Source organism: Cupriavidus sp. UGS-1 (assembly GCF_021213615.1).
GTDB lineage: Bacteria > Pseudomonadota > Gammaproteobacteria > Burkholderiales > Burkholderiaceae > Cupriavidus.
On sequence record NZ_JAJQJF010000002.1, the window covers coordinates 1 to 15,637 of the forward strand.

Consider the following 15,637-nt stretch of genomic DNA (forward strand, 5'->3'; position numbering starts at 1 on the left):
GCCGGCTGCTCGGACGCCCGGGCCGCTTCCGCGCGCTGCAGCGTTTCCTGGACTACGTGCAGTCGCACGACAAGGTCTGGATCGCACGCCGCATCGATATCGCGCGGCACTGGATCGAGACGCATCCGTACAAGGCCAGCACGGCGCGGTAATGCGCCCTTCTCCGGCGCCCTTCTCCGGCGCCCTTCTCCGACACCAACACCAGAGTCCCGACGTGACCTACACCCTCTCCCAACTGAACGCGATGCCGTCCGCCGAATTCGTGCAGGCCCTCGGCGGCATCTATGAACACTCGCCCTGGGTCGCCGCGAGCGCCGCCGAGCAGCGTCCCTTCGCCGATCGCCAGGCGCTGGCTGCGGCAATGCAGGCGGCCGTCGACCAGGCCGGCGAAGCGGCCCAGCTCAAGCTGGTGCGCGCCCACCCCGAGCTCGCCGGCAAGGCCGCGGTGCGCGGCGAGCTGACCGAAGAATCGACGCGCGAGCAGAGCGGCGCCGGACTGAATCAATGCACGCCCGAGCAATTCGAACGGCTGCAGGCATTGAATGCGCGCTACAACGAGAAATTCGGCTTTCCGTTCATTCTCGCGGTACGCGGCTACGATCGCGCCGGCATCATCGACGAGTTCGCAAGACGCATCGAGAATTCGCCGGCCGATGAGTTGCAAACTTGCATCAATCAGATCCATCGCATTGCCCAGTTCCGTCTCGACGACTTAGTATCCGGCTGAGTCGAAATTCCCCTCGCATGGAACCCATGCATGGAGCAAGACCGCACATCGGGCAAGGCCTCGGCAAGTCACCGCCGGCGCCCTGCCCGATGACACGATGAACGGCGCCCGAAGCCAGCGCCGTCCGCCGCCGGCACCCTCGCCACGGATGCCGCCGGTACATACCAAAAAGAGAACCCGTCAGGGACCCAGTACACAACGTTCCAACAGGATCAAACCACGGAGGTCTTTCATGCAGAAGCAGTTCAAGTTGGCGGCACTGGCCGCGGCCCTTTTCAGCGGCGGGGCCATGGCGCAATCGAGCGTCACGCTCTACGGCCAGGTCGACATGTTCGTCGGCGCGGTCAAGAGCCCGGGCACCGGCGAGCGCGCCTGGGTCGCCAATTCGGGTGGCATGCAAACGTCGTACTGGGGTATCAAGGGCGCCGAGGATCTGGGCAACGGCCTCAAGGCGATCTTCGACCTGAACGGTTTCTATCGCACCGATAACGGCCGCACCGGCCGCTTCGACGGCGATGCGATGTTCAGCCGCAATGCGTATGTCGGCCTGCAGAGCGACCGCGCCGGTACGCTCAAGCTCGGCCGCAATACCACGCCGTATTTCATCTCGACCATCCTGTTCAACCCGCTGGTCGATTCGTACGTGTTCTCGCCGGCGATCTTCCACACCTATTTCACGGCCACCAATGGCACGGTGTTCGATCCGGGCATCATCGGCGATTCGGGCTGGAGCAATTCGCTGGTCTATTCGACGCCGACCTTCGGCGGCCTGACCGCCAACCTGATCTACTCGTTCGGCGAACAGGCGGGCTCGACCGGCCGCAACAAGTGGGGCGGCAACCTGATGTACTTCAACGGCCCGCTGGCCGCGACCGTCGCCTTCCAGCAGGTCAAGTTCAACAACGTGCCGGGCGATGTGACGTCGCCCGCCACGCTGGCCGGCTTCGACAAGCAGAACGCGGTGCTGGCCGGCCTGTCGTACGACTTCAAGGTGGTCAAGCTGTTCGCCCAGGGTCAGTACATCAAGAGCGACGTGACCAATGCCACCGGCGACATCAAGCACACCAGCGGCCAGATCGGTGCCTCGGTGCCCATCGGCGCCGGCAGCCTGCTCGCTTCGTATGGCTATGCCAAGGCCGAGAACAATGTCGACGACTTCAAGCGCAACACGTTCGCGATCGCCTACGACTACAACCTGTCGAAGCGCACCGATGTGTATGCCGCCTACTTCTACGACAAGATCACCGGCGCCGAGCACGGCGATTCGTTCGGTGTGGGCATTCGGCACAAGTTCTGATCGGGATTGCCTTCGGGCCTGAACGGCCCGAAGACGCCCTCTCGCCTTGCCCTCTCCCCCGGCCCCTCTCCCGCAAGCGGGAGAGGGGAGAAGACCAGCAGCGTGTCGCGGGTCTGTGGGCGTGCTCCCTCTCCCGCTTGCGGGAGAGGGCTGGGGAGAGGGCAACAGCGCTCCCACGCTGCGGCGCAATGCCGCAGCATCGCATCATTTCCTCCCTTCCCCGCTGCATCGCAGCACCGTTCCCCTGCTCCGGCGCGGGAATGAACGACTTCACCTCATAGGCTCATTCAATTGGCACGGCCCAGGACGAATGCCTACATTGAACGTCCAGACCACGATTAGCCAAACGAGAGAGGTGACTCATGCGGCGATACGCAAAGACCCGGTCGGAGTTGATGGCTATCCTCAACCAGTGCCTCGATAACAATCCGGAATGCGGCGAGTGCGAATTGCATGCGGTACGCGTGCACCAGCCCGACCATACGGGATGCAATTGGAGCGCCGAGGTGGACTTCCCCCGTGCGGCCGAAGACAGCGTGTCGATGCAATTGCGTGCGGCGAAGTCGATCATCGTCGACATGCGCCAGCAGTACAACGTATTGCAATAGCGCCGCCTTCAGCCGATACGCTGCTCCGCAGCACAACACTGCAGCATGAAATCACGAGCACCGAACATTGAGCAAAACCGACGAACGCCAACGCGACCGAATGTCGCAATGAAAAAAGCCGGGCCCGCAGCCCGGCTTTTATTTTGCGGCCAGCGCCAGCCTCCGCTCAGCGCAGCGCGCCCGACTCCGCTACCGCCACCGCCGTCATATTGACGATCCGGCGCGTGGTCGCCTGCGGATTCAGGATGTGCACCGGCTTGGCCGCGCCCAGCAGGATCGGGCCCACCGTCACGCCCTGGCCGCCGGTGATCTTCAGCAGATTGAACGCGATATTGGCCGCGTCCAGCGTCGGCATCACCAGCAGATTGGCAGAGCCGGCCAGCTTGGTGCCCGGCAGGAAATGTCGGCGCACGTCTTCGACCAGCGCGGCATCGCCCTGCATCTCGCCCTCGACTTCGAGCTCGGGCGCGATCTGGCTCAGGATCTCCTGCGCCGCGCGCATCTTGCGCGCCGAGGCGCGGTTCGACGAGCCGAACATCGAATGCGACAGCAGCGCGACCTTCGGCGTCAGGCCGAAGCGGCGGATCTCTTCGGCCGCCAGTTGCGTGATCGCGGCCAGTTCGTCGGCGGTCGGGTCCTCGTTGACGAAGGTGTCCGTGATGAACAGCGTGTACTTCTCCAGCATCAGCGCGTTCATCGCCGCCAGCACCTTGGCGCCGGGCTTCAGGCCGATCACGTCGCGCACATGCTCCAGATGCGCCTCGAAGCGGCCCACGGTGCCGCACAGCAGCGCATCGGCATCGCCCATGTGCATCAGCATCGTGCCGATCAGGGTGTTGGAGCGGCGCAGCGCGACCTTGGCCATGTCGGGCGTCACGCCATCGCGTCCGCGCAGCGCGTGATAGGCCTCGTGATAGGCACGATAGCGCGGATCGTCCTCGGGATTGACCAGCTCGAAATCGACGCCCGGCTTCAGCCGCAGGCCGGCCTTGTCGATGCGCATCTGGATCACGTGCGGACGGCCGATCAGGATCGGGCGCGCCAGGCCTTCGTCGACCACGGTCTGCACCGCGCGCAGCACGCGCTCTTCCTCGCCCTCGGCATAGGCCACGCGCTTGGGCGCGGCCTTGGCGGCCGAGAACACCGGCTTCATGATCAGGCCGGTGTGGTAGACGTATTGGGTCAGCTGCTGCCGATAGGCCTCGAGGTCCTGGATCGGACGCGTGGCCACGCCCGACTCCATCGCCGCGCGCGCGACCGCCGGCGCGATCTTCTCGATCAGGCGCTGGTCGAACGGCGTCGGGATGATGTAGTCGGGGCCGAACTTCAGTTCCTTGCCGGCATAGGCGGCGGCCACCGCATCGTTGGTCTCGGCCTCGGCCAGCTCGGCGATCGCCTTGACGCAGGCCAGCTTCATTTCCTCGGTGATCTTGGTCGCGCCGCAATCGAGCGCGCCGCGGAAGATGTACGGGAAGCAGAGGACGTTGTTGACCTGGTTCGGATAGTCCGAACGGCCGGTCGCGATGATGCAGTCGGGGCGCGCGGCCTTGGCCACTTCCGGACGGATCTCCGGCTCGGGATTGGCCAGCGCCAGGATGATCGGCTTGTCGGCCATCGTCTTGACCATCTCGGCGGTCAGCACGCCGGCGGTCGAGCAGCCGAGGAACACGTCGGCGCCCTCGACGATATCGGCCAGCGTGCGGGCCGACGTGTCCTGCGCATAGCGCGCCTTGTTGGCCTCCATGTTGGCGTCGCGGCCGACGAAGATCACGCCCTTCGAATCGACCACGTAGATGTTCTCGCGCTTGACGCCCAGGCTCACCATCGTGTCCAGGCAGGCGATCGCCGCCGCGCCCGCGCCCGACACCGCCATCTTGACGTTGGCGATGTCCTTGCCGACCACCTTCAGGCCATTGAGCAGCGCCGCCGCCGAGATGATCGCGGTGCCGTGCTGGTCGTCGTGGAAGACCGGGATGTTCATCCGCTCGCGCAGCTTCTTCTCGATGTAGAAGCACTCGGGCGCCTTGATGTCCTCGAGGTTGACGCCGCCCAGCGTGGGTTCCAGCGCGGCGACGATCTCGACGATCTGATCCGGGTCGCGCGCGTCGAGCTCGATGTCGAACACGTCGATGCCGGCGAACTTCTTGAACAGGCAGCCCTTGCCTTCCATCACCGGCTTGCCGGCCAGCGGGCCGATGTCGCCCAGGCCCAGCACCGCGGTGCCGTTGGTGACCACCGCCACCAGATTGCCGCGCGAGGTGTACTCGGCCGCCATGGCCGGGTCCTTGGCGATCTCCTCGCAGGCATAGGCCACGCCCGGCGAATAGGCCAGCGACAGGTCGCGCTGGTTGGACAGCGCCTTGGTCGCAGTCACCTGGATCTTGCCCTTGGTCGGGCTGCGGTGATATTCCAGCGCGGCGAGGCGCAGTTGCGCTTCAGGACTATTGGGGGCGTGTTGCGGTGCGTCACCGCTGGTCTTGCTGCTCATGTCGCTCGTCCGGAAAGAGGCCCAACATGGCGCCGTACGATGCCGGTCGATACCGGTCGAACCGCCAGGGCCGAAAAAATCGAGCAGCTATTCTAGCCCAGCCGCCGTGCGCGAGTCGCCCCGATGGCGCCCCGGAAGGCCGCAAACGCGGGCATTTTGCGGTTAAAGAGCTTTTACCGGAATAGCGTCAATGGCGCGGATCGGGTGCGAATGGGTGCGAGTGCGCCCTGGGCGATCCACCGGTAAAACAAAACGCCGGCATGCAGCGTTGGCAATGCATACCGGCGTCGATGTATTTCTCGCTGTTGCCGTTATCTGGCGTTCTTGTCGACCTCCAGCGTCACGCGCCGCGGCCGGCCGCTTTCCATCGGAAATTCCGCGAAGGCGCTGCGCACCAGATAGGGCATCAGCCCGGGCATCGTGCTGCCTTCGCTCAGGTTCTGCGCGGTCACCTGGTAGACGCGCTTGTTGCCGGCGGCCTCGCGGATAAAGACGCGCAGGCTCGCCAGCGTGGCCGGGACGTCGCGGATCACCGTCTGTGGCGGCCAGTAGCCCGGGCCCCAGCCCCACGGCCCCCACGGGCGGTAATAGCCGTACGGGCCCCAGTACGGCCCCCACGGATACCAGGGATCGGGATAGTAGGTCTCGTGCACGCGCACCAGGCGCGGATCCGAATCGAAATCGAAGCTGACCAGATAGCGCGCCTGCGACCGCGGCACCTGCGTGAAGCCGTGGCCGGACAGCGCGTCGGCGATCCAGTTCTGATAGGTGGCGCGGTCCAGCTGGCCCTGCTGCTCCTGCCCCTTTTCGGCGTCGAACGCGTAGGTGCGGGGCGGATCGTTCTGCCAGCCGGGCTGGCGGAACGCCGTCACGTCGGTGGTCACGGTGCTGGCGCAGCCGGACAGCAGCAAGGCGCCGAGCATCGCGGCCCCGGCCCATCCGGACCAGCTGGCGGTCCGCCCCCTTTCCTGACCGCGACGGCTCACGGTGCTCAGCCATTGGCCCGTCCGTGCACAGGCCTTTCGCCATTGCCACATGATGTTCTTCCTTCTGTTCATGGTCTCGCCGACAGGGCTCCACCGGACCGTGCGCCGGTGGTGGGCGCGGGGGCGGTCGGCGGGCCGCCCTCTCGTTGCATCAGACCGGCGGCGTGCGCCGGAATTCCCTTGGCGCCATGCGGCCATGCCGTGCTTGGCTACAATGGATTACCCGGCGCCCGGCGCGCCCGACTCATCGCCTTCCAGGACAGGACCATCCATGCTCCGCACCGATACCCCCGTCACCGTCCACCGCAAGGACTATACCCCGCCCGCCTTCGCCATCGAACACGTCGACCTGGTGTTCGAGCTCGATCCGCAGCGCACCGTGGTGACCAGCACGCTGCGCTTTGCCCGCCGCCAGGCCGGCGCGCCGCTGGTGCTGGCCGGCGAAGCGCTCGAGCTGGCGAGCGTCAGTCTCGATGGCCAGCCATTCGGCGACTATCGCCTCGACGATGGCAGCCTGACGCTGAACGGGCTGCCCGAGCATGGCACGCTGCAGATCGTCAGCGCCTGCCAGCCGGAAGCCAATACCACGCTGTCGGGACTGTACGTCTCCAACGGCAACTTCTTCACGCAGTGCGAGGCCGAGGGCTTTCGCCGCATCACCTATTTTCTCGACCGTCCCGACGTGATGGCGACCTACCGCGTCACCCTGCGCGCGGACAAGGCCGCCTATCCGGTGCTGCTGTCCAACGGCAATCTGATCGGTGAACAGCAACTGGACGGCGGCCGCCACGAGGCCGTGTGGGAAGACCCGTTCCCCAAGCCCTCCTATCTGTTCGCGATCGTCGCCGGCAAGCTGCAATGCATCGAGCAGCGCATCACCACCGGCTCGGGCAAGGAAAAACTGCTGCAGGTCTGGGTCGAGCCGCAAGACCTGGACAAGACGCAGCACGCGATGGATTCGCTGATCCATTCGATCCGCTGGGACGAACGGCGCTTCGGACTGGAGCTGGATCTGGACCGCTTCATGATCGTCGCCGTCGGCGACTTCAACATGGGCGCGATGGAAAACAAGGGCCTGAACATCTTCAACACCAAGTACGTGCTGGCCAATGCGGCCACCGCGACCGACACCGACTTCTTCAATATCGAATCGGTGGTCGGCCACGAGTACTTCCACAACTGGACCGGCAATCGCGTGACCTGCCGCGACTGGTTCCAGCTGTCGCTGAAGGAAGGGCTGACGGTGTTCCGCGACCAGGAGTTCTCCGCCGACATGATGGCCGAGCAAGGCGCCGACGACGGCTCGGCGCGCGCCGTCAAGCGCATCGAGGACGTGCGCGTGCTGCGGCAGGTGCAGTTCCCCGAGGATGCCGGGCCGATGGCGCATCCGGTGCGGCCCGACAGCTACGAGGAGATCAACAACTTCTACACCGTGACGGTGTACGAGAAAGGCGCCGAGGTCGTGCGCATGTACCAGACCCTGCTGGGCCGCGAGGGCTTCCGCAAGGGCATGGACCTGTATTTCCAGCGGCACGACGGCCAGGCGGTGACCTGCGACGACTTCCTCGCCGCGATGGCCGACGCCAACGGCCGCGATCTGACCCAGTTCGGGCGCTGGTACAGCCAGGCCGGCACGCCGGTGGTCGGCGTGCATACGGAATGGGACGCCGGCGAGGGCAGGCTGACGCTGACGCTGACGCAGCAATGCCCCAAGGTCGGCATCGAGACCCAGCCCGGCACCCCGGAGAAGCTCCCCTTCCATATCCCGTTCGCGGTCGGGCTGATCGGCGCCGACGGCAAGGACTTGCCGCTGCAGCTCGAGGGCGAGGCCGCCGCCGGCGACACCACGCGCGTGCTGAACTTCACCGAAGCGCGGCAGATCTTCCGCTTCATCAACCTGCCCAAGGGCCCGCGCGCGCCGTTGCCTTCGCTGCTGCGCAACTTCTCGGCGCCGGTGATCGTCGATGTCGACTACAGCGACGACGAGCTGACCTTCCTGCTCGCGCACGACAGCGATCCGTTCAACCGCTGGGAAGCGGGCCAGCGGCTGGCGACGCGCGCGCTGCTGAAGCTGGTCGCCGACGTGCAGGCCGGGCGCGAGCTGGAGCTGGACCACGCGCTGATCGGCGCGTTCCGCTCGGTGCTGACCGACACCTCGCTGAGCCCCGCCTTCCGCGAACAGGCGCTGATGCTGCCGGCCGAGGCCTATCTGGCCGAGCGCATGGGCGTGGCAGATCCCGCGGCGATCCATCGCGCGCGGCAATTCATGCGCGCCGGCCTCGCCCGCGCGCTGCAGAGCGACTGGCTGGGCGCCTACGAAAGCAACGCGACCACCGGCCCGTATCGGCCCGATCCGGAATCGGCAGGCAAGCGCGCGCTGCGCAATCTCGCGCTCGGCTATCTGGTCGAAGTCGGCGACGATGCGATGTATGCGCTGGCCGGCGAGCAGTATCAGCAGGCCGACAACATGACCGACCGCTTCGCCGCGCTGACGGCCCTGGTCAACAGCTTCGCGCCGGGCCGCGAGGCGGCGCTGGCCGACTTCTACCAGCGCTTCGAGCACGATCCGCTGGTGGTCGACAAATGGTTCTCGCTGCAGGGCATGCAGCGCGGCGAAGTCGGCCCGCATGCGGGCAAGCGCACCATCGACACGGTGCGGGCGCTGATGCAGCATCCGGCCTTCACGCTGCGCAATCCCAATCGCGCACGGGCGCTGATCTTCAGCTTCTGCTCTGGCAACCCCGCGCAGTTCCATGCCGAGGACGGCTCGGGCTACGAATTCTGGGCCGAACAGGTGCTGGCGCTCGACGCGATCAATCCGCAGGTGGCGGCACGGCTGGCGCGCGCGCTGGACCGCTGGCAGAAATACGCGCTGCCGCTGCGCGACAGGATGCGCGCCGCGCTGGAACGGGTGGCCGCGGCCGACAAGCTGTCGCGCGACGTGCGCGAGATCGTCGGCAAGGCACTGTCGACGTGAGGCGGCTGGTCGGCCGCGGGTTGGGATGCCGGTCGGCTGCCGATTGGGTGCGCTAGCCAACCAGCGATCGCGGTCCAGGCCCGCCGGCTTCGGTGGGCCGCCCGCCCCGGCCTGTAGAATGGCGGCCATTCAAGGAGGAAACCCATGACTCGCATCAGCCTGACCCGCTATCTGGTCGAGGAACAACGCCAGCACAACACCATCCAGCCCGAGCTGCGGCTGCTGATCGAGGTGGTCGCGCGCGCGTGCAAGGCCATCTCCAATGCCGTCAGCAAGGGCGCGCTCGCCGGCGTGCTCGGCTCGGCCGGCACCGGCAACGTGCAGGGCGAAACCCAGCAGAAGCTGGACGTGATCGCCAACGAAGTGCTGCTCGACGCCAACGAATGGGGCGGCCACCTGGCCGCGATGGCGTCGGAGGAAATGGACTCGTTCTACGAGATCCCGAACCGTTATCCGAAGGGCGAATACCTGCTGCTGTTCGATCCGCTCGATGGCTCGTCGAACATCGACGTCAACGTGTCGATCGGCACGATCTTCTCGGTGCTGCATATGCCCAAGCCGGGCCAGACCGTCACCGAGTCCGACTTCATGCAGCCGGGCACGCAACAGGTCGCGGCCGGCTATGCGGTGTACGGCCCGCAGACCACGCTGGTGCTGACCGTCGGCAACGGCGTCCATATGTTCACGCTGGACCGCGAGGCGGGCAGCTTCGTGCTGACGCAGTCGGATGTCAGGATTCCAGAGGACACCAAGGAATTCGCGATCAATATGTCCAACATGCGGCATTGGGCCCCGCCCGTGCGCCGCTACATCGACGAATGCCTGGCCGGCGAGGAAGGCCCGCGCGGCAAGAACTTCAACATGCGCTGGATCGCCTCGATGGTCGCCGACGTGCACCGTATCCTGACGCGCGGCGGCATCTTCATGTATCCGTGGGACAAGCGCGAGCCGGAGAAGCCGGGCAAGCTGCGGTTGATGTACGAGGCCAACCCGATGGCGATGCTGGTCGAACAGGCCGGCGGCGCGGCCACCAACGGCCATCAGCGCATTCTCGAGGTCCAGCCGGAAAAGCTGCACCAGCGCGTGTCGGTGATCCTCGGCTCCAAGAACGAGGTCGAGCGCGTGACGCGCTACCACCAGGAAGCGCAAGCGGGCAGCTGATACGGCTGCTTGCACGCGGGCCGGTCTTCGACAGAGGCCGGTCTCGCGGGGCCTGCATCGACGTGCATGGTGCACGCCGACAGGGAGCCGACCGCATTGCCGGTGGCTCCTTTTTCTTTTCGCAGCGGAAATCAGAATCCGCTCATTTCCTCCGCCTCGTAGAGTCCCTACCCTGCTGTTTTCTCCACGGAGCAAGGAAACCGCGATGGCCCCCCTCTCGGATGCCGGCGCCCGCTACGCCATCACCCCACCGATCAACCCGCCCGTCACCGCCACCACGCCGGCAAACCCGCCGTGCGGCGAGGCCCCGCTGGAACGCACGGCAGTGCAGGCCCTCGCCATCCGGCTGCACGAGACGCTCGATGTCGCGCTGCATTACGGGCTGAGCGACGGCATCGACCTGCATGTCTGCGATCTGCGCCAGCTGGCGAACTGGGGCGTGCCGATCAGCGAGCACGAACGCGAGCTGTACTTCTACCCCTGGACCATCGATGCATCGGACCCGGTGTTTCCGGTCTCGCTGGTCCGCCTGCGCGAATTCATCGCCGCGATCGACAGCCTGCTGACCGCCCTGGCGCGGCCGGACGAGGCCATGACCCGCCATCCCGCCTCGCCTACCGGCCGCACCTTCGGCTGACCGCCGCCTGCGGGAAGCGTGAAAAAAGTGCGCCGGGGGGCTTCACAGCCGCCGGATCCACTGCTATTATTGCGGGCTCTATCCGGTTCCAAACCGGTAGTGTTGCCGAAGTAGCTCAGTCGGTAGAGCAGCTCATTCGTAATGAGAAGGTCGGGGGTTCGATTCCTCTCTTCGGCACCAGGTTTCAAAGAAATGCCCTTGGATTTTCCAAGGGCATTTTTGTTTGGCGCCCCACCCTTACGCCCCAGGCCAAGGCTCCGTCCGACGGCCGGTCGCTTTCCCGCTCTACCTTTCAGAATCCGCTCAGCGCCCACCGCGCCGACGCTGGATAAGCTCGAACCTCCTCCACCCACTCGAGCTCGCCATGAATCCGATCGCGTTGCACCGGCAGTCGCAGTCATTCGGCCCTGCGTCCATTCCCGAAACTCCGCTCGAACGAAAGCTCGCGCCAACGCCCAGGCACAGCGCGGAAAACAACGACACGCCGACTTGCACCGAAGTCCGCGCAATGACGATGCGGCTGGACCAGGCCATTGGCCGCGCCGGCTCGAACGATCCCGATGCGTTCGTCACGCTATGCCTCGCCGACCTGCGGCAAATGGACCACTGGGGCGTCACGATCCACGGCGAAACGCTCTGGAGCTATTTCGATCTGGGCTCGATCGACGACGTGGAGCCGCGCTATCCGGTAACGTTGGACGAAGCGCGTTTATTGCGTCGCGCCGTTGCCGCGTTGGATCACGATCGCTGTCAGTCGATCCGCCGTAGTGGGCGTTGGCGCGGCACGGTCTGAGCGACGGGCCGACATCGCCAACGCAAGAACACGACAGGATGGAAGCCGGCCCGGCTCTATCCCAACGTTCCGTTCCGGTCAACCCTACTTCACGGTCCCCACTTTCGGGGAGCGCCTTGCTAATATCCCGCGCGGCTTGTTGCCGATAAAAGAACAAGGATCAATAACAAGGAAAAGAGATGAGAAATTGGACGGGATTTACCGCAGCCGCATTGGTTGCCGCGGCACTGGGCGCGTGCGGCGGTGGCGGCGATGACGGGGGCAATGAGGCTGGTAAAGACACGGGCTTTCAACTGTCCGCCAGTCTCGATGGCACGCCGGTCACCGGCTTTGCGCTGAAGGACGGCGGCAGCACGACGCTCAATATCGCGTCGGGCCAGGAGCTGCGTCTGAGCGCCAGCAACGGCGTGACGTGGACCGCGAGCATGGAGAAGACCACGATCCAGCCGAAGAGCCAGAACAGTGCGGTGTGGGATGCCGTGCTGATCAGCCCGGAAGGCGGCACGGTGACGCTGGTGGCCAAGTCCGCCGCCGATGCGAGCAAGCTGGCGACGATCCGTATCGAGGTGCCGCCGCACCGCTATGCGCGGGTCGCAGCCAAGGTCGGTGAAACCACGTTGTGGCGCGAGCAGGGCACGACTGTCGACGGCTCACCCATCGACCGCACCTATCGCGATACGACGACTGCCGTCGATTCGCAAGGCGGATTCACGATGAACCGCTACAGGACCACTGGCGAGCTGACCGATACCATCCTCAACGACGCGGATCGCAACCGTACGGCGCGCATTAGCGCAGACAGCCCGAGCCAGACCTGCACCTTCACGCCGAAGCGCGAGCATTTCCAATACCCGATGTTCGTCGGCAAGACCTGGACCTCGGGCTGGCAATATCAGTGTGGCGCATATCACGAAACGGCCGCCCTCGAAGCCAGCGTGGAAGCGTTCGAGCGTGTCGCCGTCGGCAGCGATACGTTCGATACGTTGCGCATCAAGTACGGCGTAGCATTCACCAATTCCAATGACGGCAACCTGACCAACGGCGTGACCGGCAATGCCGCCTACCGGATGGACTACCGCTGCTGGTGGGCCACCGAACTCGGCCGGGCGGTCAAGTGCGAGTTCAACTACAGCTATGTCGGCATTGAGCCGGCCGGCAATAGCCGGCACTACACGCAGACCGCGCTGTCGCTGCAGTAACCAGGGCGCGAAGGCGTAACCAGTCTCAGAAAAAGCGGCGCCTGTGCGCCGCTTTTTCATTCCCGCACCACCCCGATCCCTTCGCCGACCAGCCGCAATTCGACCTTCGGCATATCTTCCATCACGCGCATGGTCTTCTGCCCGATCGTCACGCTGACCCCGCCGTGGACGCGCTTGCCGACCACCACGGCGGCGTCCGGGCGTGGATGCAGTTGCTCGGCGAGCTTGGCCAGATGGGCGTCGGTGTCCAGCATGTCCCGCGTGTATTTGAACAGCGTGGCGCGCGCCTTCTCGCGCAGTTCCGGCGTGGCGCGCTCGGGATTCTTGGCGAAGAACGTCATCAGTTGCTGGATCTTGGCCTGCTCCTGTTCCTGCCGGCGCTTGTCCGCCTCCAGCGCCGCCTTCTCGGCGTCCGCATAGGGGTTCAGTCCGACATGGATGGCGGTGGCGGTGCCTGCCGGCGCGCCTAGCGTGCCGGTACGGACCGCATGCCAGGCGCGCGAGCGGCCGCCGGTGATATTGCCGCTGCCGATGGCCGGGTCGCCCGCGGTGATGACCTCGCCTGCAGCAACATCGCTCTGGCGAATGGCGCTGTCGGCGGTGACCGTGGTGCCCGCCTCGACCACGGCGTTTTCGATAAAGCGCGCATGCACCGATCCCTTGCACTGGATCCGCGCGATCGCGCTCGCCGGATCGTGCGGCCCTTCGGACTTGCCGATGATGCCGCCGCTGACGACCACATTGCCGCCGGCCTCGACATGGGCGGCCTCGATGGTGCCGCCGACGATCACGTCGCCGCCGACACGCACCGACATGCCGGTCTTGATGTCGCCGTTGACACGCAGCGTGCCCTCGAACGCGATATTGCCGGAGTGCATGTCGACCGCATCGACCGCGACGACCGGATTGACGCTGACGCCGCGCGCGCGCACCGATGGCAGACCCGCGACGGTCGCCACCAGCAGATTCGGATCGTGCGCATCCGGGCCGACGCCAGTCAGCCGATCGGAGAACGGCGTGTCGGCAACCTCCGGTGCCGGCAGCACGCGGCCGAACACGTCCTGACCCGCGGTACCCTGCACCGCGGGGACCCGCCGCATCAGATGCGTGCCGGGCTGCACCAGTAGCAGGTTGCCGAGGTCTCGCAGATCGATCCGGGCGTGATCATCCTCGGCGCCGCCGCGGCGCGGCTCCAGCAGATTGACGAAGCGGGCCGGCGTGCCCCGCGTCGGCGCCGTGCCGTGCACGATCGGCAGGTCGTCGCAACGTCCCGCGGCGAAGGCTTCGGCCAATGCCGGCTCGTCGACGGGCAGCTTGATGCCGCGCCCCGCGAGCACGATGCGTACATCGTCGGGCTGCACCGCACGTCCGCCTTCGGGCGGCCACAGCGTCAGCCGCACCGTCAGCGAGTCGGCATCGATATCGATCTCGAAATAGCCGTCGACGAGTTCGCCGACCACCGCCTCGGCCGGCGGCCCGTCGCGATGGCAGGCGAGCAGGAACGCCGCGATGGCGTGCTCGTCCAGCCTGGCATGCGCCCATCCCTGCGTCTCGAGGGCTGCCATCAGCGCGGCGCGGTCGGGCGGCCCGCTGCCGCCTTCGCCCTCCACCGGCACCTCGTACCGGGCCCGCACGGCCTTGTCCGTGGCCTCCACCCACACCCGCACAACCGAAGCTGCTACGTCACCCATCGCGTCCTCCAGCCGTCTGCCTTTGATTTATCGTTGTTGTTGAGAGCGGCACCGAGTCGACATGCCGCCTGTCCGTCACCTACGGCAGATTTCGGCAAAACTTTAGGAGAATTTTTTCGGGACGCCTTCCGGTAAACTGTCGCCCTGCCCGCCCGGGCCTTCGCCGCTCGCAGGACGCCGCAACATGCCGCAAGACGCGGCGCACCAGGACCCGGGCCAACCCCGCCGTATCCCATGTCGAACACCCACGAAATCCGTCCCGGCCAATCGATCGAGCTGCTCAAGGAACTCCATATCCTGACCCGCGACGGCAAGATGAACCAGGACAGCCGCCGCAAGCTGAAGCAGGTCTATCACCTCTATCAGTTCATCGAACCGCTGTTGCAGGATCTCAAGCGAGACCATGCCGACCTGACGCTGGTCGACCATGGCGCCGGCAAGTCGTATCTCGGCTTCATCCTCTACGATCTGTTCTTCAAGACGCAGCAGGACCGCTCGCACATCTACGGCATCGAGACGCGCGAGGAACTGGTGCGTTCGTCCACCGCGCTCGCCGAGCGGCTCGGTTTCCCGGGCATGTCGTTCCTGAATCTGTCGGTGGCGGAGTCGATCACCTCGGACCGGCTGCCCGCGACGGTCGACATGGTCACCGCGCTGCATGCCTGCAATACCGCTACGGACGATGCGATCCGCTTCGCCTTGACCAAGCGCGCCAAGTACATCGTGGTGGTCCCTTGCTGCCAGGCCGAGGTCGCGGCGGTGCTGCGCAGGAACAAGTCGAAGTCGCTAGGCAATCCGCTGACCGAGATCTGGCGCCATCCGCTGCATACGCGCGAATTCGGCAGCCAGGTCACCAACGTGCTGCGCTGCCTGCAGCTGGAGGCGCACGGCTATCAGGTCACGGTGACCGAGCTGGTCGGGTGGGAACACTCGATGAAGAACGAGCTGATCGTGGCCCAGTACAAGGACCTGCCGCGCCGGCGCCCGTCCGAGCGGCTGGCGCACGTGCTCGAAACGCTGGGGCTCGAGGAAATGCGCGAGCGGTTCTTCACGCCGGCCTGAGCCACGGCGTC

Annotated in this window: 12 protein-coding genes, 1 tRNA gene and 1 pseudogene; 11 read left to right on the forward strand and 3 right to left on the reverse strand. The window is 65.8% G+C overall.

What is annotated here, in order from left to right:
* The 4 genes and pseudogenes from LRR16_RS02585 to LRR16_RS02600 all read left to right on the forward strand — a co-directional run.
* A pseudogene (locus LRR16_RS02585) lies at window positions 1–152 on the forward strand (allantoinase); the annotation flags it as partial.
* Window positions 153–244: 92 nt separating this feature from the next.
* Window positions 245–727, forward strand: coding sequence for a 2-oxo-4-hydroxy-4-carboxy-5-ureidoimidazoline decarboxylase (gene uraD / locus LRR16_RS02590; protein ID WP_052511403.1), 483 nt, complete (start codon window positions 245–247; stop codon window positions 725–727).
* 232 nt (window positions 728–959) lie between these two features.
* Window positions 960–2,024, forward strand: coding sequence for a porin (locus LRR16_RS02595; RefSeq protein ID WP_064573059.1), 1,065 nt, complete (start codon window positions 960–962; stop codon window positions 2,022–2,024).
* A 362-nt stretch (window positions 2,025–2,386) separates the two neighbouring features.
* On the forward strand, window positions 2,387–2,632 hold the full coding sequence (locus LRR16_RS02600) for a hypothetical protein (RefSeq protein WP_006576013.1): 246 nt from the start codon (window positions 2,387–2,389) through the stop codon (window positions 2,630–2,632).
* Window positions 2,633–2,798: 166 nt separating this feature from the next.
* Here LRR16_RS02600 and LRR16_RS02605 read toward each other — a convergent pair whose 3' ends face one another.
* Window positions 2,799–5,120 carry an NADP-dependent malic enzyme gene (locus LRR16_RS02605; RefSeq protein ID WP_064573057.1) on the reverse strand — a complete coding sequence of 774 codons (2,322 nt, stop codon included), beginning with the start codon at window positions 5,118–5,120 and terminating at the stop codon, window positions 2,799–2,801.
* Window positions 5,121–5,431: 311 nt separating this feature from the next.
* Window positions 5,432–6,043, reverse strand: a complete 612-nt coding sequence (locus tag LRR16_RS02610; RefSeq protein ID WP_064573056.1) for a DUF4136 domain-containing protein — start codon at window positions 6,041–6,043, stop codon at window positions 5,432–5,434.
* 334 nt (window positions 6,044–6,377) lie between these two features.
* On the opposite strand from LRR16_RS02610, the gene pepN reads away from it, so the two are divergent.
* From pepN to LRR16_RS02640, 6 genes are all read left to right on the forward strand, one after another.
* On the forward strand, window positions 6,378–9,083 hold the full coding sequence (gene pepN / locus LRR16_RS02615; RefSeq protein ID WP_232204725.1) for an aminopeptidase N: 2,706 nt from the start codon (window positions 6,378–6,380) through the stop codon (window positions 9,081–9,083).
* Window positions 9,084–9,227: 144 nt separating this feature from the next.
* Window positions 9,228–10,244 (forward strand): class 1 fructose-bisphosphatase, encoded by a 1,017-nt coding sequence (locus tag LRR16_RS02620; RefSeq protein ID WP_006576016.1) that lies wholly within the window; start codon window positions 9,228–9,230, stop codon window positions 10,242–10,244.
* A gap of 205 nt (window positions 10,245–10,449) precedes the next feature.
* Window positions 10,450–10,881 (forward strand): hypothetical protein, encoded by a 432-nt coding sequence (locus tag LRR16_RS02625; protein ID WP_232204726.1) that lies wholly within the window; start codon window positions 10,450–10,452, stop codon window positions 10,879–10,881.
* Window positions 10,882–10,985: 104 nt separating this feature from the next.
* A tRNA-Thr gene (locus tag LRR16_RS02630) sits at window positions 10,986–11,061 on the forward strand.
* Between the two features lie 184 nt (window positions 11,062–11,245).
* Window positions 11,246–11,674 (forward strand): hypothetical protein, encoded by a 429-nt coding sequence (locus tag LRR16_RS02635; RefSeq protein WP_232204727.1) that lies wholly within the window; start codon window positions 11,246–11,248, stop codon window positions 11,672–11,674.
* Between the two features lie 179 nt (window positions 11,675–11,853).
* Window positions 11,854–12,873, forward strand: coding sequence for a hypothetical protein (locus LRR16_RS02640; protein ID WP_232204728.1), 1,020 nt, complete (start codon window positions 11,854–11,856; stop codon window positions 12,871–12,873).
* A gap of 56 nt (window positions 12,874–12,929) precedes the next feature.
* Here the strand turns inward: LRR16_RS02640 and LRR16_RS02645 are convergent, their stop codons facing one another.
* The gene (locus LRR16_RS02645) at window positions 12,930–14,564 is read right to left on the reverse strand and encodes a DUF342 domain-containing protein (protein WP_232204729.1); all 1,635 of its coding nucleotides are present in this window, start codon (window positions 14,562–14,564) and stop codon (window positions 12,930–12,932) included.
* 234 nt (window positions 14,565–14,798) lie between these two features.
* On the opposite strand from LRR16_RS02645, the gene LRR16_RS02650 reads away from it, so the two are divergent.
* A complete protein-coding gene (locus LRR16_RS02650) occupies window positions 14,799–15,626 on the forward strand; it encodes an SAM-dependent methyltransferase (RefSeq protein ID WP_006576020.1) in 828 nt (275 codons plus the stop codon).
* The last annotated feature ends 11 nt before the right edge of the window (window positions 15,627–15,637 follow it).